The sequence below is a fragment of the Pseudomonas sp. 13159349 genome, assembly GCF_013305685.1.
Lineage (GTDB): Bacteria > Pseudomonadota > Gammaproteobacteria > Pseudomonadales > Pseudomonadaceae > Aquipseudomonas > Aquipseudomonas asiatica.
Genome location: NZ_CP045553.1, coordinates 378,287 through 401,532, shown reverse-complemented (window position 1 = coordinate 401,532; position 23,246 = coordinate 378,287). Strand labels below are relative to the sequence as shown.

The following is a 23,246-nucleotide window of genomic DNA, read 5'->3' as shown; positions in this document are numbered from 1 at the left end:
GATGCCCCGGCGTTGCTGGCAGGGGCTTTCAGGCTTGGAGAGCGGCTTACTCGCCCCACACGTCCTTGAGGACGTTGACCCAGTTCTCACCCATGATCTTGCGCACCACGCGCTCGGAGTGGCCGCGCTTGAGCAAGGTTTCGGTGAGGTTGGGGAATTCGCCCACAGTGCGGATGCCCAGCGGGTTGATGATCTTGCCGAAGTTGGTCAGCCGACGGGCGTAGCCCTTGTCGTGGGTCAGGTATTCGAAGAAGTCCTGGCCGTGGCCTTGGGTGAAGTCGGTACCAATACCGATGGCGTCTTCACCGACGATGTTCATGGTGTACTCGATGGCTTCGGCGTAGTCGTCGATGGTCGAGTCGATGCCCTTGGCCAGGAACGGCGCGAACATGGTCACACCAACGAAACCGCCGTGGTCGGCGATGAACTTCAGCTCTTCGTCCGACTTGTTGCGCGGGTGCTCTTTCAGGCCCGAAGGCAGGCAGTGCGAGTAGCAGACCGGCTTTTTCGACTCGAGGATGACTTCTTCGGAGGTCTTGGAGCCCACGTGGGACAAGTCGCACATGATGCCGACACGGTTCATTTCGGCAACGATCTCGCGACCGAAGCCCGACAGGCCGCCGTCTCGCTCATAGCAACCGGTACCGACCAGGTTCTGGGTGTTGTAGCACATCTGCACGATACCCACGCCCAGCTGCTTGAACACGTCGACGTAGGCGATCTGGTCTTCAAAGGCGTGGGCGTTCTGGAAGCCGAAGAGAATGCCGGTCTTGCCCAGTTCCTTGGCCTTGCGGATGTCGGCGGTGGTGCGTACCGGCATCACCAGGTCGCTGTTATCGCGGATCAGCTTCTGGCTGGCGGCGATGTTGTCGACGGTAGCCTTGAAGCCTTCCCAGACCGACACCGTGCAGTTGGCCGCAGTCAGCCCGCCTTTGCGCATGTCTTCGAACAGCTCGCGGTTCCATTTGGCAATGATCAGGCCGTCGATGACGATGCTGTCGGCGTGAAGTTCGGCTGGGCTCATCAGGCTGTCCCCTTTTATTGAATGGGTTTGCGCCAAACCTTATTGCCGGCGCTTTGGGGCCAGCATATGCCTGTGCCCAAAGGCGCCCCGATGCAAAAACGACAGGGGGTTTGCCGAAAGCGTCAATGCGCGACATCGCGCCCTCTGGCGCGCCGTCTGGCGATGAGAGACAGTCTCGATAACGACATTTCCGACCGTTTCATGAACATTTCTTCAGGGAGCTATCGTCTTGTCGGCGGCTGAGCGAGAATCCAGCCGATTCGTCAGCCTTGTTGAGGAGAAAACGGATGAAATCAATGGCATGGCTGGTACTGCTGGCTGTCGTATCGGGCGCCCAGGCCGGCGAGGAAGAAAGCACCCCGTGCGACAACGTCGAGACCGACCAGCAGACATTCGCTTGCGCGGCGTTCAACAAGCAGACGGCCGAGCGTGAACTTAAGTCGGCGTATGACGACCTGATACAGCGCATTCGCGACCAGTACGCCGACGAAGGCGACAAGGCAGACGCCTTGGCAGGGCGCATGGAGGCGGCCGAGAAACTGTGGACGCAACTGCGCGATGCCGACTGCAAGGTCGAAACCTATGCCGAGAAACCGGGCAGCAAGGCGTTCGAAGCAGCGTGGAACACCTGCGTGGCACAACGCAGCGATGACCGCTCGGAGTACCTGCAGTCCATCGGCCAGCAGTAAGGGAGTTCCTCGGCAGGAAAGGCTTTCGGCTTATCTGTCTTGACGATCCGAACCAAAGTGCGTCCCCGGCGCCTCACCCGAGGTGCCGATGATGAACTCGATCGGAAACCAAGACATGACCTCTACTATCAGCAAGACCGACATGAACAGCGCCATTGCCGCCCTGAAGAAAGAAGGCGAAGAACGCGCCGTCATGGTTGCCAACACCGTCTGCATCTTTGCCCCGGATGTACCTGCCAGCGTTGCCGAAGACGTGCTCGATGGCATGCGCTTGATGAACCTGTCGGCAAACAAGAAGTTCGACAAGGAAACCCAGCAGCGCGAGTGGTACAACTTCTACAACGACGGCCTGGGCAAGTTCGGCTGGACGCTGACCGGCGCCGCCCATGTCGAGGAGGCAATCGACAAGGACACCCACACGCTGGCCACCCTGGTGCCGCAGATCGTCACCGTCCAGATCGGCGCCAGCCACCGCCTGAGCCGCTGTGTAAAACGCTCCTTCGAAGTGATCGTGCAAACACCCAAGGCGCAGCAACTGCTCGAAGAAAGCAGCGTGAGCGTTTCGGGCAAATCCAGCACCATTCAGATTTCGGCCTGCGAGATGACACCGCAAGGCCTGCCGATCATGCACATGACCAGCGTTCAGCTGAGCTATGACAAGGCTGAGAAAACCGCAGGTTCCGCTGGCCGCATCATCGACAAGTCGAACACCAGGGTATACCGGGCCTCGCAGCAGGGCTCGTTCAGTGTTCGCCACTTCGACGCCATGCGCGAAGCCGTCAGGATGAAGCTGGCCAGCCAAGCGTTCGACATCCTGGCGCTGGACATCTGACCTGCGCCTGGCGCCGCCATGCGGCGCCAGGTTCCCCTTCCTACGCCTACGGCGAGGGCCAGAAGCATGCCCACCAAACCTGCCACCCAACCCTGGGAAGACCTTCATGCCTGCTTGCGCCTGGCGCAACTGGAAGCCAACCAGGTTCACGATCGCCAACAGGATGGCCAGCGCTGGTTCAACCGTTTTCTGCAGGGCCTGGAAAACAGCGGTGTCGAACTGATCGAGCGGACAACGAAAAGCATCAACTGCGTACCCACGGATGCTGTGTTTCAAGACGTCTTCAACGGCTGGATTCCAGCGCCCCAGCGTCGCAACCTCAAGTTCGAGCGGGTTGCCAACGACATACTTAATGGCTTGAAACAGCCAGACCTCGCCCTGCTGCGCAGCACCTCGGCCAGCTCGCACCTGCGCATCGAATTTGACCTGGATGATAGCGGAAGCCCGCTGGCGATCGTCTTCAACCTGTGCTGTTCGACCGACCCGGATGCCCCACGTACGCGCCTTGCCCTGCAACTGGACCACATGGGCGCGAAACTCGACGCCCGGGCTTTCGAGGCGCGGCGAGTACAGGTCGAAAACCGCCTCCAGGCGCTTTCTGACCTCGATCAGTTCTAACCAGGCGGCATTGCACGCTCCAAGGCTGAGGGTGGTCGCCACCGTGCAAATATTGGTCGCCAGAACGCACGGCACAGAGCCTCCATGGGCCGCGCGAAAGATTTCAGTTACTTTTTCCCAGTTTGGCTTCTGTTCGGTAGGTAACTTGGCCGATTCGCTCGATACCTCCTACCGATTGCGCCATGCTCAGCCCCTCAGACAGCGGATACTCCTGATCCATATCTGAGACGATGAAAGCCCCTTCATCGCCGCCCCGATAATTGCGGTGCGCTGCGCGACCTAATCCAGCACATTCTCGACCAGTATGCCGATCAAAGCGACAAGGACACTGCCTTGGTCGGCGCATGGACGCAGCCGAAAAGCTCTTGGCGCAGCTGCGGGATGCTGACCGAGAGGTCGAGCCCTATGCCGACAAGCCTGGCAACAAGGCGCTTCAGGCGGTCTGGGATACTTGCTTTACGTAACGCAGCAATGACCGCTCGGAATACCTGCAGTCCATGGGGCAGCAGTCATCACGCACCGCTCCTCACTTACATTGTAAAAAATCAAAACAACCATCATGAGATGACTTAAAAAGCGAAATTCAGCTCTCGATCTCAGTATTGGCTGCCGCCCTAGCCCAACACAGCTAATAATACGGTCATTAGATGCGCCGTGAAATCCAAGCTAAGTCAAGAAACACCAGATAGCCGGGAACTATATCTCTCTCCATTAAACCCTGCCAAATGCCGAAGATTCCAAGCTCCGCAGCTAACTGCTGCTTTTCAATTGGAGCGTCACATGCAGGGCCCTTTAGTTCTACCTGACCAGTATGTCTATCCTACAAATAGAATCCCAGTAATACTCCCCACACTTTATCCCTTTGGGTTACCTCACTGGCCATATGCCGCGCCTGGCCCATTCATCTCTGATATACCACCTGCCACTCCTTCTCCAACGGCACTCCCGAAACCAGAGCAACTGCTGGATGCAATCAGAAGTGAGAACACCAGCAAATTTGAATTAGGCAACATTATTCAATCAGTAACTGAAGAAGTTGAGGAACTGGCAGCCACTCTCTACGCAAATGACATCAATGCGCGAAAATATGCAATGGAGGACCTAATTCTACAAAAACTAGATGAGATACCGCTTCTCGACACTAATGCCAGACAACTATTAGGTTTCAATCCTACATGGAGGTCTTCTGCATCCGTCATCTCCAGTTACGAGCAAAAATATGGAAAAATAAGCGACAACCCAGACCTTTTCGTTCAGAGAGCCACACAGAGCTACGCCCACTCTAAGACTAGGGACTTTATTGCACTCCAGATTTATCATCTATCGCAACAATTGCAGGGCAGCACTACAGAGCAAGTACGGGCCCGCGTCCAAGCCCGAGAAGCCGCGCGTATGGCAGCCAGAGCTGCCGCAAATGCCGAAGCAGAGCGTATCGCCGCTGAGGCTGCCGCGAAGGCCGAAGCCGAGCGTATCGCCGCCGAGGCTGCCGCGAAGGCCGAAGCCGAGCGTATCGCCGCCGAAACTGCCACAGTCCGAGCAGCAAATACATACTCTACATCTGGTTCCATTGCACAAATCAGCTCGGTCGTGCTTACGGCTGCAGGCACAGTGTCGAGTAATACCCCCCTGTTCTCACTTCGCACAGTATTAGGAACTGCGATTGGAGCACTAGAAGGTTATGCGGTCGCTGTAGGCTCGGGTTTCATCGTCGGTGTTTCGGCTTTGCTCTACTCGCCTCGGCTCGGTAATGGTGAGCTCCCTGATCGCTACAGCCTGCAAACGCCGCTGTCAGATCTAGCTCCCCAAGTAAGCATAGCATTGGCAACCAATGAAGGCATAAGCAGCACAGCTGAGATGCCCTACCGTTTCAGCTCCCGGACCACGGCCGAGGGCGCCTCGGAAATTTTCGTAGTCAAAGCTAACGGCGGCCCCGTTCCATTTGAGGTACGTGTACTTACCGCTTCATTCGACGCACAACGCAACATCTATACCGCGACCACCGCAGACTCACCGCCGCGGACCCTCACCTGGACTCCTATCGACAAACCAGGAGACTCCTCTACCAGCCTGCCCTCTGAGCAAAAACCTCCGAAGATTTATCCCGGAGCTGAATTGCTACCGGTTGAAATCAGGATTGACAGCTACCCAGGTATTGCTGACGCCAACCTTGATGACTACATCGTTGTTTTTCCTGCAGACTCGGGGCTGCCGCCAATCTACACAATGTTCAGGGATCGGCGAGAAGATCCTGGTACGGCAAGTGGGTACGGCCCTCAAGTTGACGAATCGTGGTCTAGAGGCGCTTCGACAGGTGAAGGAGCCCCCATTCCAATGCAGGTTGCTGACTTGCTGCGGGGGAGAAACTTCCCAAATTGGCGGTCCATGAGGGAAGCGATCTGGAAAGCAATTGGCAATGACGAAATGCTTTCAAAACAATTCAGTCGGGTGAACATTTCTAGGATGAGAAAAGGGCTCGCTCCGTACGTTCCCAAAAATGCTCGTGTCGGGAAACGAGTTGTGGTGGAACTGCATCATAAAACATTGATTTCTCGGGGCGGAGAAGTGTACAACGCAGAGAACATTTTCCTTACGACTCCCGACCTCCATATCCAAATTCACCAAGGCAATTAAAAATGAATGATTCTATTAGCGATATTAAAGAAACAGATTTTTTGGAGTTTGTAAAAAAAATATACATAGTTGACTACCCTAGCGACGAAGCGCACCGTAGCGCTGTGGAGAAATTTGAGCAACTGTCAGAGCACCCTGCTGGATCAGATCTTCTTTTTTACCCAGAGGAAGGGAAAGATAGCCCTGAGCAAATTGTGGCCGAGGTGAAGGCTTGGCGTGCTGCAAACGGCAAACCAGGATTTGCTCAACCCTAATATGTGCCCCCCCGATCAGTTGTAAAGGCGGTCAAATAACTGATCGGGGCTCCCACCTCGTCTAACCAAACAAGTTTTCCAAGGAGGCGAGAGTTGAACCTCAATGGCTCACGAGGACCAGTCACACCACCCGGGCCAACCGATCCTCCCGCGGACACCGCTCGAACCGTGCCCGGTAGCTGCGTGTGAAATACGACGCCGACTCGAACCCGCACGCCACCGCCACCTCCAGCACACTCATGTCGGTCTGGCGCAATAGCTGCCGAGCCTTGTCCAGTCGCAATCGCAGATAGAAGCCACTGGGCGTGTCGTCCAGATGCAAGCGGAACAGGCGCTCCAGTTGCCGCCGAGTCACCTGCACTGCATCGGCCAGCACCTGGGTGTTGAGCGGCTGCTCGATATTTCGCTCCATCTCGCCGATCACCTTTACGAGCTTCTTGTTGCTGATGCAGTAACGGCTGGCGATCTGCATGCGCTGGTGGTCCTGGCGCTGGCGAATACGCCCGAGCACGAACTGCTCGGACACCTGCACCGCCAGCTCGCTGCCATGGGCCTGGCCGATCAGGTCAAGCATCAGGTCGATTGACGCGGTACCGCCTGCGCAGGTGATGCGACGCCGATCGATCTCGAACAGCTCCTGGGTCACCTGCAAGCGTGGATAGCGCTCCTTGAACGCCTCCAGCGCCTCCCAGTGCACGGTGGCGCGGTGGCCGTCGAGCAGGCCGGCCTCGGCCAGCACCACCGCGCCGGTATCGATGCCACCCAGAACCACCCCCTCATGGTCCAGGCGGCGTAGCGCCTGCTGCAGCGCCGGCCCATAACAGGCCAATGGCTCGAAACCGGCGACGATCAGCAGGATGCCACCAGGCTCGCCCGCCGCCAGCGCTGCATCGGCGTTCACCGACATGCCATTGCTGGCCAGCACCGCCCCGCCGTCCAGGCTCAACACCTGCCAGCGATACAATGGGCCCTTGAAGCGGTTGGCCACCCGCAGTGGTTCCAGGGCACTGATGAAACCCATGGCCGAGAACCCGGGCAACAACAGGAAGTGAATGATTTGCGGCATTGCATGCTCCACGGCAAAGGTGGTCGCCTCCGTGCAAATGTTGGTCGCCAGGGTGCGATTTTCCACCCTGACAGCAGCGTAGCTTCTTCATACGACCCAGAGAGGTCGAACCCCAATAACAATATGCACTGCCGATGGAGAGCCACCATGCACAGCTTGATCCGCCGCAGCCTGTTGACCCTTGCCCTGAGCAGCATCGCCACTTCCCCACTATTCGCCGCCGAGCCCGCGGCTTGCAAGAACGTCCGTCTGGGCGTGGTCAACTGGACCGACGTCATCGCCACCAGCGCCATGGCCCAGGTGCTGCTCGATGGCCTTGGCTACCAGACCAAACAGACCAGCGCCTCGCAGCAGATCATCTTCGCCGGCATCCGCGACAAACGCCTGGACATGTTCCTGGGTTACTGGAACCCGATCATGACCCAGACCATCACCCCGTTCGTCGACGCCAAGCAGGTCAAGGTGCTCGACAAACCCAGCCTGGAAGACGCCCGCGCCACCCTGGCGGTGCCCAAGTACCTGGCCGACAAGGGCCTGAAGACCTTCGCCGACATCCACAAGTTCGAAAAGGAACTGGGCGGGAAAATCTACGGCATCGAACCGGGTTCCGGCGCCAACACCCAGATCAAGGCGATGATCGCCAAGAACCAGTTCGGCCTGGGCAAGTTCCAGCTGGTCGAGTCCAGCGAGGCCGGCATGCTCGCCGCCGTCGATCGCGCGGTGCGGCGCAACGAAGCCGTGGTGTTCTTTGGCTGGGCGCCGCACCCGATGAACGTGAATATCGACATGGTCTACCTGGGCGACAGCCAGGACGCCCTGGGCCCTGACGAAGGCCGCGCGACAGTGTGGACGGTGACCGCGCCGGACTACGCCGAACGCTGCCCCAATGCCCACCGCCTGCTGGCCAACCTGAACTTCAGCGCCGAGGACGAGAGCCGCATGATGCAGCCGCTGCTCGACCACAAGGATGCGCTGGAGTCGGCCCGCCAGTGGCTCAAGGACCACCCCGAGGACAAGGCCCGCTGGCTGGAGGGTGTGACCACCTTCGATGGCAAGCCGGCTGCTGACAACCTCAAGCTCACTGCCAACTGACACCCCCCCTTCGCAGCACAAGGCTGCTCCTACAGGTACAGCGCATAGAACAAGGTCTGCGCAGACCCTGTGGGAGCGGGCATGCCCGCGAAAAGGCCACCACAGCTCTCTCAAGGAACCCCGACATGAACCACGACGTCATCATCACCTGCGCCCTCACCGGCGCCGGCGACACCGCCTCGAAAAGCCACCTTGTTCCAGTCACCCCCAAGCAGATCGCCGAGTCTGCCGTAGAGGCCGCCAAAGCCGGCGCCACCGTGGTCCACTGCCACGTGCGCGACCCGCAAACCGGCCGCTTCAGCCGTGACGTGGCGCTGTATCGAGAAGTCATGGAGCGCATCCGCGAAGCCGACGTGGACATCATCGTCAACCTTACCGCGGGCATGGGTGGCGACCTGGAAATCGGCCCGGGTGAAACACCACTGGAATTCGGCGCGGGTACCGACCTGATCGGCCCACTGGAGCGTCTGGCCCATGTCGAAGCGCTGCTGCCGGAAATCTGCACCCTCGACTGCGGCACCCTCAACTTCGGCGACGGCAACTCGATCTACGTCTCCACCCCGGCACAACTACGCGCCGGCGCCAAGCGCATTACCGAGCTGGGGGTAAAAGCCGAGCTGGAAATCTTCGACACCGGCCACCTGTGGTTTGCCAAGCAGATGATGAAGGAAGGCCTGCTCGAAGACCCGCTGTTCCAGCTGTGCCTGGGTATCCCGTGGGGCGCTCCGGCCGATACCACCACCATGAAGGCGATGGCCGACAACTTGCCGCCAAACGTCACCTGGGCCGGGTTCGGTATCGGTCGCATGCAGATGCCGATGGCCGCACAGGCGGTGCTGCTGGGCGGCAACGTGCGGGTGGGCCTGGAGGACAACCTTTACCTGGACCGTGGCGTGCTGGCCAGCAACGGCCAGTTGGTCGAGCGCGCGGTGGAAATCATTTCGCGCCTTGGCGCCCGTGTGCTGACCCCGGCCGAAGGCCGGGAAAAGATGAACCTCAAACGCCGCTGACACTTTCAGGAGCCCAACATGACCTTCATCACCGAGATCAAGACCTTCGCCGCGCTGGGTAGTGGCGTGATCGGCAGCGGCTGGGTCGCGCGCGCCCTGGCCCACGGCCTGGACGTGGTCGCCTGGGACCCGGCGCCAGGCGCCGAGCAGGCCTTGCGCAAGCGCATCGCCAACGCCTGGCCGGCACTGGAAAAGCAAGGCCTGGCACCAGGCGCCTCACAAGACCGCCTGAAGTTCGTCGCCACCATCGAGGAATGCGTCCGCGATGCCGATTTCATCCAGGAAAGCGCCCCTGAACGCCTGGACCTGAAGCTCGACCTGCACGCAAAGATCAGCGCCGCCGCCAAACCCGACACGATCATCGGTTCCAGCACCTCGGGCCTGCTGCCCAGCGAGTTCTACGAGTCGGCCACCCACCCCGAGCGCTGCGTGGTCGGCCACCCGTTCAACCCGGTGTACCTGCTGCCGCTGGTGGAAATCGTCGGCGGCAACCGCACCGCTCCCGAGGCCATCGAAGCGGCCCGGACCATCTACACCGCCCTGGGCATGCGCCCGCTACACGTACGCAAGGAAGTGCCCGGGTTCATCGCCGACCGCCTGCTCGAAGCGCTGTGGCGCGAAGCACTGCACTTGGTCAACGACGGCGTGGCCAGCACCGGCGAGATCGACGATGCAATCCGCTTCGGCGCCGGCCTGCGCTGGTCGTTCATGGGCACGTTCCTCACCTACACCCTGGCCGGTGGTGATGCGGGCATGCGTCACTTCATGGCCCAGTTCGGCCCGGCGTTGAAACTGCCCTGGACCTACCTGCCGGCGCCGGAACTCACCGACAAGTTGATCGACGATGTGGTCGAAGGGACCTCCGAGCAACTGGCGGATCGCAGCATCGCCGCGCTGGAGCGCTATCGTGATGACACCCTGTTGGCAGTGCTGGAAGCGGTAAAGACCAGCAAGGCCAGCCACGGTATGGCTTTCGGCGACTGAGGAGACCGCGATGCCCGCACTGATCACCTACCGCACCCCGGTCCAGGAGGACTGGGTCGACTACAACGGGCACCTGCGCGATGCCTACTACCTGCTGATCTTCAGCTACGCCACCGACGCGCTGATGGAGCGCATCGGCCTGGATGCCGACAGCCGCGGCCAGAGCGGTAACTCGCTGTTCACCCTGGAGGCGCACATCAACTACCTGCATGAAGTGAAGCTGGGCACCGAGGTATGGGTGCAGACGCAGATCATCGGCTTTGATCGCAAGCGCCTGCATGCGTACCACAGCCTGCACCGGGCAGGGTTCGCCGAAGCGCTGGCGGCCAGTGAGCAGATGCTGCTGCATGTGGACCTGGCGGGGCCGAGGTCGGCGCCGTTCAGTGAGCGTAGTGTCGGGTTGCTGCAAGGGTTGGTGGATGAGCAGCAGGATGTGCCCCCGGCTGAGTTCGTCGGCCGTGTGATAGCCCTGCCTACACCAAACTGAGCAGCAACATATAACCTGTGGGAGCGGGCGTGCCCGCGAATGCGGCGGTAAATCCACCATCGCATTCGCGGGCACGCCCGCTCCCACAGGTCATGTATTCAGGCAAAAAATAACCCCGGAAAGCCGTGAGCATCCGGGGCCAAGAGCGAGCAACATCCACTGTACACGAACGAGGGTGACCAAACCCTCCGTTGCGGCAGATGGCTTGAGTTTGCGCACTTACCGAACACTGGATTTAGCCGTAAACGACCTGTTCTTAGCCAAAGCAGCCATGGCGCCATTCTGTTGTTGCGGGCATGTCGCCGGCGTCACAGAATCGGTCGTAAATCACAGCAGCACTCTCTTAGCGATAAAAGGGACAACAGCCATGATGCATGCGGATTTGATTGACCAGGACGATCTGGCAGGCCACCTGCGCGCGCGCGGGTTCGAGATTCCGGCCGGCGCTACTGCCGAGCAGGCGTGCGAAGCGGTGGTGCGTGGGCTGACCGAGCCCAATGCACGGGCGCTGAAGGGGATGGTGGAGCAGATGTATACCGGTAGTGCGACGATCCTGCCGGCGGTGCGCCAGGCCATCGACAAACAGCTGTTGCCGGCGTTGGCGCAGTTCAACAAGCGCGGCTGACAGAGTTTTCCTGCACCGGCCTCTTCGCGGGCTTGCCCGCTCCCACAGGGATTGCACAGAGTTCAAATACTGTGCACCTCCTGGGAGCGGGCAAGCCCGCGAAGAGGCCGGCTCCGTTTCAGAGCCTTACACTGGCAAAGGTCGACTCATTGCGCGCCTGGCTCAGGGCCGCCATCGGCCCGCTGTGCGGCGACAGGGTCATGGCCTGCGGGATCGGCATCATCGCCACCTGCTGCGCGGTGTTGGAGCCCACGCGCTCGTCACGCGGCGGAATGCCGAAATACTCGCGGTAGCATTTGGAGAAGTGCGGGGTAGACACGAAGCCGCACACCGACGCCACTTCGATGATCGACATCGGCGTCTGCTTCAGCAACTGCCGGGCGCGGATCAGGCGCAGCTTCAGGTAGTAACGCGACGGCGAACAGTGCAGGTACTTCTGGAACAGGCGCTCGAGCTGCCGGCGCGATACCGACACGTATACCGCCAGTTCGTCCAGGTCGATCGGCTCTTCGAGGTTGGCCTCCATCAGCGCAACGATTTCCTGCAGCTTCGGCTGGTTGGTGCCAAGCATGTGCTTGAGCGGCACGCGCTGGTGATCCTGCTCGTTGCGGATGCGCTCGTAGACGAACATTTCGGAGATCGCCGCCGACAGTTCACGGCCGTGGTCGCGGCTGATCAGGTGCAGCATCATGTCCAGCGGCGCAGTACCGCCGGAGCTGGTGAAGCGGTTACGGTCGAGGGTGAACAGGCGGGTGCTCATGTTGACGCGCGGGAAAGCCTCTTGCATCGCGGCCAGGCACTCCCAGTGCACACTGCAATCGAAACCATCCAGCAGCCCGGCACAGGCCAAGGCCCAGCTGCCGGTGCATACCGCGCCCAGGCGGCGCGACTGGCGGGCCTGGGTTTGCAACCAGGTGACATGCTCGCGGGTGACACTGCGCTGGATGCCCACGCCGCCGCAAACAATCACGGTATCGATGGGAGGCGCACTGTGCATCGCGGCGTCAGGGGTTATCTGCAAGCCATCGCTGGCCCACACCTGTCCACCATCGGCGGTTAGGGTGTGCCAGCGGTACAGCTCGCGGCCGGACAGCTGGTTGGCCATGCGCAGCGGCTCGACGGCCGACGCCAGGGAAATCAGGGTGAAATTGTCCAATAGGAGAAACCCGATGGACTGGGGGGCTGTGCGGTTCTGGGTTGGGTTCCCGGAGGTGTACGACGTCATCGCGATTTCTCCTCACACAAATGCAGGGGGTGCCTCAGGCGAGCACTGATTTCTTGTTATGTATGGCCCCGGTTTCATGTGTGGGGGCCTTGGTACCAATCTCTACGCAAACGCCGTGCCTGAAGTTGAACGGCCATCCAAAAAAACCTGAAAACGACGCCTTTGTTAGGCAAATCAGGTGCTTTGATCGAGTTGGTCAATCATCGTAGAACGGGCGTGCTAGGCGGTGTGCGTGGAATGGCTGAGCAATTTGGTGACACGCGCAGTGTAGGATGCCCAGAAACGACACTCTTGAGTGTCACCGACAATGCCCGCACTGATTACGACACCCGACGATTGGTATGCGTCGCGCTGCACCATAAGGATGCATTGGGGGGGCTGTGCTGCACCTGCGTCAAACTCAAGGGCCTCTTCACGGTTTCACCCGCGAAGAGGCCCTTGAGTTCCGGTCAAGCTATCAGCACTCGATCGCGCTGACCGCCAAACCACCGCGCGAAGTCTCTTTATACTTGTCGTGCATGTCGGCCCCGGTATCGCGCATGGTGCGGATCACCTGGTCGAGGGAAATGAAGTGCTCGCCGTCACCACGCAGGGCCATCTGCACTGCGTTGATGGCCTTGACCGCAGCAATAGCGTTGCGCTCGATGCACGGCACCTGCACCAATCCGCCAACCGGGTCGCAGGTCAGGCCCAGGTTGTGCTCCAGGGCGATCTCGGCAGCGTTCTCCACCTGTGGCGGGGTCGCGCCCAGCACTTCGGCAAGACCCGCCGCTGCCATGGCGCAAGCCGAGCCGACTTCCCCCTGGCAACCCACTTCGGCACCAGAGATCGAGGCGTTCTTCTTGCACAGGATGCCCACCGCGGCAGCACCGAGGAAGAAGTCGACCACGCTGGACTCGTCCACCGCATCGCTGAAGCGCATGTAGTAGTGCAACACCGCCGGGATGATGCCCGCCGCACCGTTGGTCGGTGCGGTAACCATACGCCCCCCGGCAGCGTTTTCTTCATTGACCGCCAAGGCGAACAGGTTGACCCACTCCATGGCGCTCATGGTCGAGCCGATCACGTTGGGTTTGCCGATTTCCTGCAGGCTGCGGTGCAGCTTGGCGGCGCGGCGGCGCACGTTCAATCCGCCGGGCAGCGTGCCTTCGTACTTGAGGCCGTTGTTGACGCATTCCTGCATGGCTTCCCAGAGCTTGTGCAGGCCGGCGCGGATCTCTTCCTCGCTGCGCCAGACCTTCTCGTTGGCCATCATCAATTGCGACACGCTGAGGTCGTTTTGCTTGCACAGGCGCAGCAGTTCGGCAGCGCTATTGAAATCGTACGGCAGCACCGTCTGGTCAGCATCCAGCACGCCGCTGGCGGCCTGGGCGGCATCGACCACGAAGCCGCCACCCACCGAGTAGTAGGTGTCGCGGTGCAGCTCGCCCTGTTCGCCTTCGGCAACCAGGGTCATGGCGTTGGGGTGGTACGGCAAATTCTCGTCCAGCAACAGCATGTCGCGGGCCCAGACGAATTCGATGGGCAGGCGGCTGTCCAGCTGCAGGGTGTTGGTTTCGCGCAGGTCGGCTATACGCGGCGCGATCTGGGTCGGGTCGATGGCGTCAGGCCATTCACCCATCAAGCCCATGATGGTGGCATTGTCGGTGCCGTGCCCCACACCTGTGGCCGACAGCGAGCCATACAGGCGCACTTCGATCCGCTTCACACGTTCCAGCTCGCCGCGTTCGCGCAGGCCCTGGACGAACAGGGCGCCAGCACGCATGGGGCCTACGGTGTGGGAGCTGGAGGGCCCGACACCGATCTTGAACAGGTCGAACACGCTGATGGCCATTGTCGAATCACCTCTTGCTGGGCTTGTCTCTGCGCGCCATGCGCAGGGCGGGGTAACTGCTAGGCTGAAGCAGCGGGCCGCCTTGAATGCACGCATCATCGGGCTTTTACCAACCCCCTCGCCGTCTGCAACCGACGTACTTTTGTCCAGCAGCGCCGCGCTGTTTTCAACCGGGGAGCTGCCCTTGCCACGCCGCTTTACGGCGGCCTGGTGACGTAAAAATGCGGCTGAGGGGGTGGAAAAATCCATAAACGACATCGCCCATACTGGATACGACCCGTTCCGTACTGGTTACGACCCCACCAGTAGGCGATTGCACGGCGCTGGAGGATTATCGAAAGCGACTCGTAAAGCACGGCCACGCATCCTGCCCTCTGCAGGCCTGGTCGACCGGACCCTGAGAAAGCCCGGCGACCCACGCGAACCCGAAGACAAAATCACAGGAGTCCATCCATGAAAGGTTCACCCTCGCTGTTGCTGGTTGCGTTGCTGTCCGCGCCTTTGCTGGCCCAGGCCGCCGAACCCGAGCAATGCAAGACGGTACGGTTCTCGGATGTCGGCTGGACCGACATCACGGTCACCACCGCGACCACCAGCGTTGTGCTCGAAGCACTGGGTTACAAGACCCACACCACCATGATCTCGGTACCGGTGACCTACAAGTCGCTGGCCACCGGCAAGGACCTGGACGTGTTTCTCGGCAACTGGATGCCGACCATGGAGAACGACATCAAGCAGTATCGCGACGCCGGCACCGTGGAAACCGTGCGCGCCAACCTGGAAAACGCCAAGTACACCCTGGCCGTGCCCCAGGCGCTTTATGACAAGGGCCTGAAGGATTTCAGCGACATTCCCAAGTTCAAGCAGGAACTGGACGGCAAGATCTACGGCATCGAGCCCGGCAACGATGGCAACCGCACCATCCAGAGCATGATCGACAAGAACGCCTTCGGCCTGAAGGACGCCGGATTCAAGATCGTTCAGTCCAGCGAGGCCGGCATGCTGTCGCAGGTCGACCGCGCGCAGAAACGCGGCGAGGCCATCGTGTTCCTCGGCTGGGAACCGCACCCGATGAACACCCGCTTCAAGATGCAGTACCTGACCGGCGGAGACGAATTCTTCGGCCCCGACTTCGGCAAGGCGACCGTATTGACCAACACCCGCAAGGGCTATGTGCAGGAATGCAGCAACGTTGGCCAGCTGTTGAAGAACCTGTCGTTCGAGCTCAAGGATGAAAGCACCATGATGGGCTATGTCCTGGACGACAAGATGAAACCCGAGGCGGCTGCCAAGAAGTGGCTCAAGGACAACCCTGGCAAACTGGATGCCTGGCTGGCCGGCGTAACCACCGTGGATGGCAAACCCGGCCTTGAGGCGGCCAAGGCCAAGCTGACGCAATAACGAAATACGCAATAGCGCTACCTCGGGGCAGGACCGTGCCTGCCCCGGGTTGAGTTCAATCTATGCAGGTGGAAGCTCGCTATCATGCTTATCGATCAGAAAATACCCCTGGGCCAGTACATCGCGTCGTTCGTCGAGTGGCTGACCCAGAACGGCGCGAATTACTTCGACGCCATCGCGCAAGGCCTGGAGTTCATGATCCATGGCGTAACCAGTGCCCTGACTTTCTTCAATCCGTTCGTGCTCATCGCTCTGTTCGCCGCCCTGGCGCATTTCATCCAGCGCAAGTGGGCGCTGACCGCATTCGTCGCCCTGTCGTTCCTGCTGATCCTCAACCTTGGTTACTGGCAGGAAACCATGGAAACCCTGGCGCAAGTCACCTTCGCCACGGTGGTTTGCGTGGCCATCGGCGTGCCACTGGGCATCGTCGCCGCGCACAAACCGATGTTCTATACCGCCATGCGCCCGGTACTCGACCTGATGCAGACGGTACCTACCTTCGTCTACCTGATCCCCACCCTGACCCTGTTCGGCCTGGGTGTGGTGCCGGGGCTGATCTCGACAGTGGTGTTTGCCATCGCCGCCCCGATCCGTCTCACCTATCTGGGCATCTGCGACGTCCCGCAGGAGCTGATGGATGCCGGCAAGGCCTTTGGCTGCTCACGGCGCCAGCTGCTCACCCGTATCGAACTGCCGCACGCGATGCCAAGCATCGCCGCCGGCGTTACCCAGTGCATCATGCTGTCGCTATCGATGGTGGTGATCGCCGCCCTGGTCGGCGCTGACGGCCTGGGCAAACCTGTGGTCAACGCACTGAACACCGCCGATATTTCCCTGGGCTTCGAAGCGGGCCTGGCGATCGTGCTGCTGGCGATCATGCTCGACCGTATCTGCAAGCAACCGGACCTGCCGGTAAGGGGTGAAGCATGAGCATCATTCGTTTCGAAGACGTCGACGTCATCTTCTCCAACAAGCCGCGCGAAGCGCTGGCGCTGCTCGACCAAGGCCAGACCCGCGAGCAGATTCTCAAGCAGACCGGCCTGGTGGTGGGTGTCGAGAAGGCCAACCTGGATATCCAGAAGGGCGAGATCTGTGTGCTGATGGGCCTGTCCGGTTCGGGCAAGTCGAGTTTGCTGCGCTGCATCAACGGCCTCAACACCGTCAGCCGCGGCAAGCTGTTCGTCGAGCATGAAGGCAAGCACATCGACATTGCCCACTGCACCCCGGCCGAGCTGAAGATGATGCGCACCAAGCGCATTGCCATGGTATTCCAGAAGTTCGCCCTTATGCCGTGGTTGACGGTGCGCGAGAACATCAGCTTTGGCCTGGAAATGCAGGGCCGCCCGGAAAAGGAACGCCGCAAGCTGGTCGACGAAAAGCTTGAGCTGGTGGGCCTGACCCAGTGGCGCAACAAGAAGCCGGACGAGCTGTCTGGCGGCATGCAGCAACGCGTGGGCCTGGCCCGGGCACTGGCGATGGATGCCGACATCCTGCTGATGGACGAACCGTTCTCGGCACTTGACCCGCTGATCCGCCAAGGCCTGCAGGACGAGCTGCTTGGCCTGCAGGCCAAGCTGAGCAAGACCATCGTTTTCGTCAGCCACGACCTGGACGAGGCGCTGAAGCTGGGTAGCCGCATCGCGATCATGAAGGACGGGCGGATCATCCAGTACAGCAAGCCGGAAGAGATCGTGCTCAACCCGGCCGACGAGTATGTGCGTACATTTGTCGCCCATACCAACCCACTGAACGTGCTGTGCGGGCGCAGCCTGATGCGCAGCCTGGACAACTGCAAGCGGGTGAACGGTTCGGTGTGCCTGGACCCGGGCATCGACTCGTGGCTGGACCTTGGCGAAGGTGGCTCGATCAAGCGCGCACGCCAGGGGCAGAACGGGCTTGACCTGCAGAACTGGGCACCAGGGCAGGATGTGGAGCTGCTGGGCCGCCGCCCAACGTTGGTAAATGCCGATATCGGAATGCGCGAGGCGCTGCAGATTCGTTATCAGACCGGCAACAAGCTGGTGTTGCAGGATAACGACAAGGTGGTGGGGATACTTGGGGATACCGAGCTTTATCACGCATTGCTCGGCAAGAACCACGGCTGATGCCATTGGGGCCGCTTTGCGGCCCTTTCGCGACACAAGGCCGCTCCTACAGGGGAACGCATATCCCTGTAGGGGCGGCCTTGTGTCGCGAAAGGAGGGCAAAGCCCTCCCAACAATGGGTCAGCGAACGACGATCCCGCGCGAAGCCATGTAGGCCTTGGCTTCCGGCACCGTGTACTCACCGAAGTGGAAGATACTGGCAGCCAGCACCGCACTGGCATGCCCTTCCAGAATGCCGTCAGCCAAGTGCTGCAGGTTACCCACACCGCCCGAAGCAATCACCGGAATACCCAGCGCATCACTGATCGCACGGGTAACACCCAGGTCGAAGCCGTTCTTCATGCCGTCCTGATCCATGCTGGTCAGCAGGATCTCGCCAGCACCCAGGCCTTCCATCTTCTTCGCCCATTCAACGGCATCCAGCCCGGTCGGCTTGCGCCCGCCGTGGGTGAAGATTTCCCAGCGTGGTTCTTCGCCAGGCCCGGACACCTTCTTGGCATCAATGGCGACGACGATGCACTGCGAACCGAAACGGTCCGCGGCCTCGCCGACAAACTCTGGGTTGAACACCGCGGCCGTGTTGATCGAGACCTTGTCGGCACCGGCATTGAGCAGGTTGCGGATGTCCTGCACGGTGCGCACGCCACCGCCCACGGTCAGCGGGATGAACACCTGGCTGGCCATGCGCTCGACGGTATGCAGGGTAGTGTCGCGGCCGTCGACGCTGGCAGTGATGTCGAGGAAGGTGATTTCGTCGGCACCTTGCTCGTCGTAGCGACGGGCGATTTCCACCGGGTCGCCAGCATCACGGATGTTCTCGAACTTGACGCCCTTGACCACCCGGCCGTTGTCCACGTCCAGGCAAGGGATGATGCGCTTGGCCAGTGCCATGGTTCAGTCCTCAGCCTTGGTAGTTGTCGCAGAAGGTCTGGGCCTCGGCGACATCGAGGGTGCCTTCGTAGATGGCACGGCCGGTGATGGCGCCGATGATGCCCGGCGCCTTGGCGTCCAGCAGGGCCTTGATGTCGCCCAGGTTGTGGATGCCGCCCGAGGCGATCACCGGAATCGAGGTGGCTTCTGCCAGCGCCTTGGTGAACGGCACGTTGCAGCCCTGCATCATGCCGTCCTTGGCGATGTCGGTGTAGACGATCGCCGAGACGCCATCAGCCTCGAAACGCTTGGCCAGGTCGATGACCTGCACCGAGCTCACTTCAGCCCAGCCGTCGGTGGCGACGAAGCCGTCCTTGGCGTCCAGGCCAACGATGACCTTGCCCGGGAAGGCCTTGCAGGCTTCGGCGACGAACTCCGGCTGCTTGACCGCCTTGGTGCCAATGATCACGTAGCTGACGCCAGCCTTGACGTAGTGCTCGATGGTTTCCAGCGAGCGGATGCCACCGCCGATCTGGATCGGCAGGGTCGGGTAGCGCTTGGCGATGGCAGTGACCACTTCACCGTTGACCGGCTGGCCTTCGAAGGCGCCGTTGAGGTCGACCAGGTGCAGGCGGCGGCAGCCACCCTCGACCCACTTGGCGGCCATGCTCACCGGGTCGTCGGAAAATACCGTGGAGTCTTCCATGCGGCCCTGGCGCAGGCGCACGCAGGCACCGTCCTTCAGATCGATAGCGGGGATAATCAGCATCTTGGGAACCTGTCTGTTCTTGGGGTTTCAGGGCTTCTCGAGCGCCCACAGATCGCTTTCGATGCTCTCGAACCGCTCCTTGAGGTGCAGCTGAACATCGGCAATCGCCCTGTTGTAGTAAAGGGGTGCAATTTCTTTGCTGAACAGTTCGAGGACTTCGGCCACTTCGAACGACCCCAGCTCCAGCTCGAAACGATCTTCGAGGAAGCGCTTGAGCGTGTGCAGCGCTTCGCGCTCCTGCTCGGGGGCCAGGGTGATGACCGGGGCCTTGGTCTTCGACCTGCTCATTTACCAGCGCCCGTCCCAGGCGACGAAGTTCTGCAGCAGCTGCAGGCCATGGGTATGGCTCTTCTCCGGGTGGAACTGCACGGCAAAGCGCGAGCCATCGGCCAGTGCAGCGGCGAAATCGACACCGTAATGGCCGCGGCCGACCACCTGGGCCGGCTTGCCGGCATTGATGTAATAGCTGTGCACGAAGTAGAACCGCGCACGGTCGGGGATGTCGTGCCACAGCGGGTGGTCGTTGGTCTGGCCGACTTCGTTCCAGCCCATGTGCGGCACCTTCAGGTGCTCGCCGTCTTCCTGCAGGTCTTTGCCGAAGAAGCGAACTTGGCCGGGGAACAGGCCGATACAGTCGACACCGTCGTTTTCTTCGCTGTGGTCGAGCAGTGCCTGCATACCCACGCAGATGCCGAGGAACGGGCGGTCCTGGCTGACTTCACGCACCAGGCTGTCGAAGCCCAGGCGGCGGATTTCTGCCATGCAGTCGCGAATCGCGCCCACGCCCGGAAATACCACGCGGTCGGCTTCGCGGATGACCGTGGCATCACTGGTGACCAGTACCTTGCCGGCACCTACATGCTCGAGCGCCTTGGCCACCGAGTGCAGGTTGCCCATGCCATAGTCGATTACGGCTACCGTCTGCATTTACAGGCACCCTTTGGTGGAAGGCATCTGCCCGGCCATGCGCTCGTCGAGGGTAATGGCCATGCGCAGGGCGCGGCCGAAAGCCTTGAACACGGTCTCGATCTGGTGGTGGGTGTTGTGGCCACGCAGGTTGTCGATGTGCAGGGTGACCAGGGCGTGGTTGACGAAGCCCTGGAAGAACTCCTGGAACAGGTCGACATCGAAGCCACCGACGCTGGCGCGGGTGTACGGCACATGCATCTGCAGGCCCGGGCGACCGGAGAAGTCGATAACCACGCGCGACAGCGCTTCGTCCAGCGGCACATAGGCGTGGCCGTAGCGGAAGATGCCCTTCTTGTCACCGATGGCCTGGGCAAATGCCATGCCCAGGGTGATGCCGACGTCTTCGACGGTATGGTGATCGTCGATATGCGTGTCACCCTTGCACTCGATATCCAGATCGATCAGCCCATGGCGGGCAATCTGGTCCAGCATGTGTTCAAGGAAAGGCACACCGATATCGAATCGGGCCTTGCCACTGCCATCGAGGTTGATCGAGCACTTGACCTGGGTTTCCAGGGTATTGCGCTCGACGGAAGCCTTACGTTCGACCATCACCAGCTCCGCAAAATCATTAGGCGAAAAGGGCTTTATTATAGGCCTAGAACGCGCCGGCTTGAAACGCGGATGACATATGGCAAAACGCGGAATTACGCAGGCTGGATACCGTTACAGGTCTATACAACCGCATGGCTTGGGGCTGCTTTGCAGCCCATCGCCGGCAAGCCAGCTCCCACAGGGGCCTCACAATCTTCCAGGCCTGTGGCATACCTGTGGGAGCTGGCTTGCCGGCGATAGGGCTAGTACAGCCAGCAAAGTCAGCCGGTTTTACCACTGATCAATGGAACAGCACAGCCGTCTTCTGCAGGGTAATCCAAACGCCCCAGGCCAACGGCACGACCACCACTGCCCAGGCCAGCAGCACCAGCGGCAGGCTACCCGGCGCCGCCTTCCACTCCAGCGAGCGCGCCCCGTCGGCGCCCTTGTCATGGCTCAACGCCCGCTCGGCAGCCAGTTCGGCATCGCTCATGAAATGCTTGTCGGCCACCGGTCGCACCAGCATGTTGCAGACAAAGCCCAGCACCAGCAGGCCGGCGAGGATGTACAGGGTCATGTCATAAGCAGCCGCACGCTCCACCCCGGCCGCCAACTGGTACTCGCGCAGGTAGGTGATAAGCACCGGCCCCAGCACCCCCGCCGCCGCCCAGGCGGTCAGCAGGCGGCCATGAATGGCGCCGACCATCTGCGTGCCGAACAGGTCGGCCAGGTAGGCCGGTACCGTGGCAAAACCACCACCGTACATCGACAGGATGATGCAGAACGCCGCCACGAACAGCGCCACGTTACCCAGGTGCCCCATGTTCGGCACCAGGCTGTACAAGCCCACGCCCAAGGCAAAGAAGGCGAAATAGGTGTTCTTGCGGCCAATGTAGTCCGAGAACGACGCCCAGAAGAACCGGCCGCCGATGTTGAACAGGCTCAGCAGGCCGGTGAAGCCGGCGGCGATCGCGGCAATCTGCGCCAGCTGGGCGCTGTTCAGCTCGCTGAAGCTCAGCCCGTTGCCCAGCAGCTTGCCGGCGAACACTTCCTGCAGCAACGGCGAAGCCATGCCGAGGATGCCGATACCCGCTGACACGTTCAGGCACAGCACCAGCCAGATCAGCGCGAACTGCGGGGTCTTCCAGGCCACGCTGACGTGCACGTGGCGGTCGGTGACCATGGTGTTGCCAGCTTTCTTCACTGGGGCGCTCCAGCCTTCGGGCTTCCAGCCGGTTGGCGGTACGCGATACGCCAGGGCACCGGCGGTCATGAACACGAAGTAGATCGCCGCCATGACGACGAAGCTCTGCCACACGCCCACTTCCTGCGCATTGCCGAAATGGCCCATCAGCGCGGTGGCCAGTGGTGCACCGACCATGGCCCCGCCACCGAAGCCCATGATCGCCATGCCGGTGGCCATGCCGCGCTTGTCCGGGAACCACTTGATCAAGGTCGACACCGGCGAGATGTAGCCCAGGCCCAGGCCGATACCCCCGATTACGCCGGAACCCAGCCACATCAGCCACAGCTGATGGGTTTTCACGCCAATCGCCGAAATCAGCATGCCACCGCACCAGCACAGCGCCGACACCAGGCCGGCCTTGCGCGGGCCGGCGTGTTCCAGCCAACCACCCAGCACGGCCGCCGAGCAACCGAGGAAGACGAAGAACAGGGTGTAGATCCAGCTCAGCATGGAAATCGGCCAATCGCATTCGGCGCTGAACATACGGGCCATGAAGCCCATGTCCGCCGCGCAGGCGACCGGGGCGGTGATGCCTAGGGCTTGCGACAGCGGCAGCCAGAACACCGAGAAGCCATAGGCCATGCCGATGCACAGGTGGATGGCAAGGGCGGCCGGTGGGACCAGCCAGCGGTTGAAGCCCGGACGGGCGATGATGTGCTCCTTCGACAGGAAGCCCGGCGCACTGGCCAAGGTCCCCGCCGCGACGGTACTGCTCATGGATCAGATCCTTCTTATAGGGAGGGTGCAGGCAAAGCGGCGCAAGGGTAGCAGCATCAAGTAGCGTGAAAGCAATCTGACATCGTTAATTTTTGCTCGGCTGAAACGGTCATGTTGCCTATACCGGCGATAGGGCCGGTACAGGCCACACATTCGGAACTGACAAAATCATGGCTGTCGAAAGCCGTACCATCTGCTGTACGCGTAGGAAATGCCCCGTATCTCTAGTCGAATACGCAGGGGTAACCACTGCGGCGCTATACT

The 23,246-nt window shown here is 60.9% G+C and carries 23 protein-coding genes; 13 read left to right on the top strand and 10 right to left on the bottom strand.

Going from position 1 to position 23,246, the window contains the following annotated elements; genetic code table 11:
- Positions 1-46: 46 nt before the first annotated feature.
- On the bottom strand, positions 47-1,024 hold the full coding sequence (locus GEV38_RS01820) for a dipeptidase (protein WP_003257506.1): 978 nt from the start codon (positions 1,022-1,024) through the stop codon (positions 47-49).
- 287 nt (positions 1,025-1,311) lie between these two features.
- Between GEV38_RS01820 and GEV38_RS01815 the strand changes: the two genes are divergently transcribed.
- The 5 genes from GEV38_RS01815 to GEV38_RS01795 all read left to right on the top strand — a co-directional run bounded on the left by GEV38_RS01815 (position 1,312) and on the right by GEV38_RS01795 (position 6,048).
- Positions 1,312-1,713 (top strand): lysozyme inhibitor LprI family protein, encoded by a 402-nt coding sequence (locus tag GEV38_RS01815; protein ID WP_003257504.1) that lies wholly within the window; start codon positions 1,312-1,314, stop codon positions 1,711-1,713.
- A gap of 115 nt (positions 1,714-1,828) precedes the next feature.
- Entirely contained in the window at positions 1,829-2,545 is a 717-nt protein-coding gene (locus GEV38_RS01810) for a hypothetical protein (RefSeq protein WP_080958440.1), read from the top strand.
- A 66-nt stretch (positions 2,546-2,611) separates the two neighbouring features.
- Positions 2,612-3,163, top strand: coding sequence for a hypothetical protein (locus tag GEV38_RS01805; protein ID WP_015268648.1), 552 nt, complete (start codon positions 2,612-2,614; stop codon positions 3,161-3,163).
- A gap of 780 nt (positions 3,164-3,943) precedes the next feature.
- The gene (locus GEV38_RS01800) at positions 3,944-5,794 is read left to right on the top strand and encodes an S-type pyocin domain-containing protein (RefSeq protein WP_081014017.1); all 1,851 of its coding nucleotides are present in this window, start codon (positions 3,944-3,946) and stop codon (positions 5,792-5,794) included.
- Positions 5,795-5,796: 2 nt separating this feature from the next.
- Complete coding sequence (locus tag GEV38_RS01795; RefSeq protein WP_015268645.1) at positions 5,797-6,048, top strand: bacteriocin immunity protein; 252 nt, start codon at positions 5,797-5,799, stop codon at positions 6,046-6,048.
- Between the two features lie 121 nt (positions 6,049-6,169).
- Here GEV38_RS01795 and GEV38_RS01790 read toward each other — a convergent pair whose 3' ends face one another.
- Positions 6,170-7,114 (bottom strand): GlxA family transcriptional regulator, encoded by a 945-nt coding sequence (locus GEV38_RS01790; RefSeq protein ID WP_015268644.1) that lies wholly within the window; start codon positions 7,112-7,114, stop codon positions 6,170-6,172.
- 147 nt (positions 7,115-7,261) lie between these two features.
- Between GEV38_RS01790 and choX the strand changes: the two genes are divergently transcribed.
- From choX to GEV38_RS01765, 5 genes are all read left to right on the top strand, one after another.
- Complete coding sequence (gene choX, locus GEV38_RS01785; protein WP_015268643.1) at positions 7,262-8,206, top strand: choline ABC transporter substrate-binding protein; 945 nt, start codon at positions 7,262-7,264, stop codon at positions 8,204-8,206.
- Positions 8,207-8,331: 125 nt separating this feature from the next.
- Positions 8,332-9,216 carry a 3-keto-5-aminohexanoate cleavage protein gene (locus tag GEV38_RS01780; protein WP_015268642.1) on the top strand — a complete coding sequence of 295 codons (885 nt, stop codon included), beginning with the start codon at positions 8,332-8,334 and terminating at the stop codon, positions 9,214-9,216.
- A gap of 18 nt (positions 9,217-9,234) precedes the next feature.
- Positions 9,235-10,200 (top strand): L-carnitine dehydrogenase, encoded by a 966-nt coding sequence (locus GEV38_RS01775; RefSeq protein WP_139657352.1) that lies wholly within the window; start codon positions 9,235-9,237, stop codon positions 10,198-10,200.
- Between the two features lie 10 nt (positions 10,201-10,210).
- Positions 10,211-10,687 carry a thioesterase family protein gene (locus GEV38_RS01770; protein ID WP_054573671.1) on the top strand — a complete coding sequence of 159 codons (477 nt, stop codon included), beginning with the start codon at positions 10,211-10,213 and terminating at the stop codon, positions 10,685-10,687.
- A gap of 367 nt (positions 10,688-11,054) precedes the next feature.
- A complete protein-coding gene (locus GEV38_RS01765) occupies positions 11,055-11,312 on the top strand; it encodes a hypothetical protein (protein ID WP_003257487.1) in 258 nt (85 codons plus the stop codon).
- Positions 11,313-11,430: 118 nt separating this feature from the next.
- Here the strand turns inward: GEV38_RS01765 and GEV38_RS01760 are convergent, their stop codons facing one another.
- Positions 11,431-12,537, bottom strand: a complete 1,107-nt coding sequence (locus tag GEV38_RS01760) for a GlxA family transcriptional regulator (RefSeq protein WP_015268639.1) — start codon at positions 12,535-12,537, stop codon at positions 11,431-11,433.
- A 457-nt stretch (positions 12,538-12,994) separates the two neighbouring features.
- Positions 12,995-14,371, bottom strand: coding sequence for an L-serine ammonia-lyase (locus tag GEV38_RS01755; protein ID WP_015268638.1), 1,377 nt, complete (start codon positions 14,369-14,371; stop codon positions 12,995-12,997).
- Between the two features lie 453 nt (positions 14,372-14,824).
- Here GEV38_RS01755 and GEV38_RS01750 point away from each other — a divergent pair, with 453 nt between their 5' ends.
- The 3 genes from GEV38_RS01750 to choV all read left to right on the top strand — a co-directional run bounded on the left by GEV38_RS01750 (position 14,825) and on the right by choV (position 17,877).
- Positions 14,825-15,772, top strand: coding sequence for a choline ABC transporter substrate-binding protein (locus tag GEV38_RS01750; RefSeq protein WP_015268637.1), 948 nt, complete (start codon positions 14,825-14,827; stop codon positions 15,770-15,772).
- Positions 15,773-15,853: 81 nt separating this feature from the next.
- On the top strand, positions 15,854-16,702 hold the full coding sequence (gene choW / locus GEV38_RS01745) for a choline ABC transporter permease subunit (protein WP_169774667.1): 849 nt from the start codon (positions 15,854-15,856) through the stop codon (positions 16,700-16,702).
- Positions 16,699-17,877 (top strand): choline ABC transporter ATP-binding protein, encoded by a 1,179-nt coding sequence (choV, locus tag GEV38_RS01740; protein ID WP_003257485.1) that lies wholly within the window; start codon positions 16,699-16,701, stop codon positions 17,875-17,877. Before choW ends, choV begins: the two co-directional genes overlap by 4 nt.
- A 120-nt stretch (positions 17,878-17,997) precedes the next feature.
- Here choV and hisF read toward each other — a convergent pair whose 3' ends face one another.
- The 6 genes from hisF to GEV38_RS01710 form a co-directional block, all read right to left on the bottom strand.
- The gene (gene hisF / locus GEV38_RS01735) at positions 17,998-18,768 is read right to left on the bottom strand and encodes an imidazole glycerol phosphate synthase subunit HisF (protein WP_013970495.1); all 771 of its coding nucleotides are present in this window, start codon (positions 18,766-18,768) and stop codon (positions 17,998-18,000) included.
- 10 nt (positions 18,769-18,778) lie between these two features.
- Positions 18,779-19,516 carry a 1-(5-phosphoribosyl)-5-[(5-phosphoribosylamino)methylideneamino]imidazole-4-carboxamide isomerase gene (gene hisA / locus GEV38_RS01730; RefSeq protein WP_015268636.1) on the bottom strand — a complete coding sequence of 246 codons (738 nt, stop codon included), beginning with the start codon at positions 19,514-19,516 and terminating at the stop codon, positions 18,779-18,781.
- 27 nt (positions 19,517-19,543) lie between these two features.
- Positions 19,544-19,804 carry a DUF2164 domain-containing protein gene (locus GEV38_RS01725; RefSeq protein ID WP_003257483.1) on the bottom strand — a complete coding sequence of 87 codons (261 nt, stop codon included), beginning with the start codon at positions 19,802-19,804 and terminating at the stop codon, positions 19,544-19,546.
- Entirely contained in the window at positions 19,805-20,443 is a 639-nt protein-coding gene (gene hisH / locus GEV38_RS01720) for an imidazole glycerol phosphate synthase subunit HisH (protein ID WP_013970493.1), read from the bottom strand. It lies immediately after the preceding gene.
- On the bottom strand, positions 20,444-21,037 hold the full coding sequence (gene hisB / locus GEV38_RS01715; RefSeq protein WP_003255736.1) for an imidazoleglycerol-phosphate dehydratase HisB: 594 nt from the start codon (positions 21,035-21,037) through the stop codon (positions 20,444-20,446). It abuts the gene before it with no gap.
- Between the two features lie 283 nt (positions 21,038-21,320).
- On the bottom strand, positions 21,321-22,982 hold the full coding sequence (locus tag GEV38_RS01710; protein WP_054573669.1) for an OFA family MFS transporter: 1,662 nt from the start codon (positions 22,980-22,982) through the stop codon (positions 21,321-21,323).
- Positions 22,983-23,246: the final 264 nt, after the last annotated feature.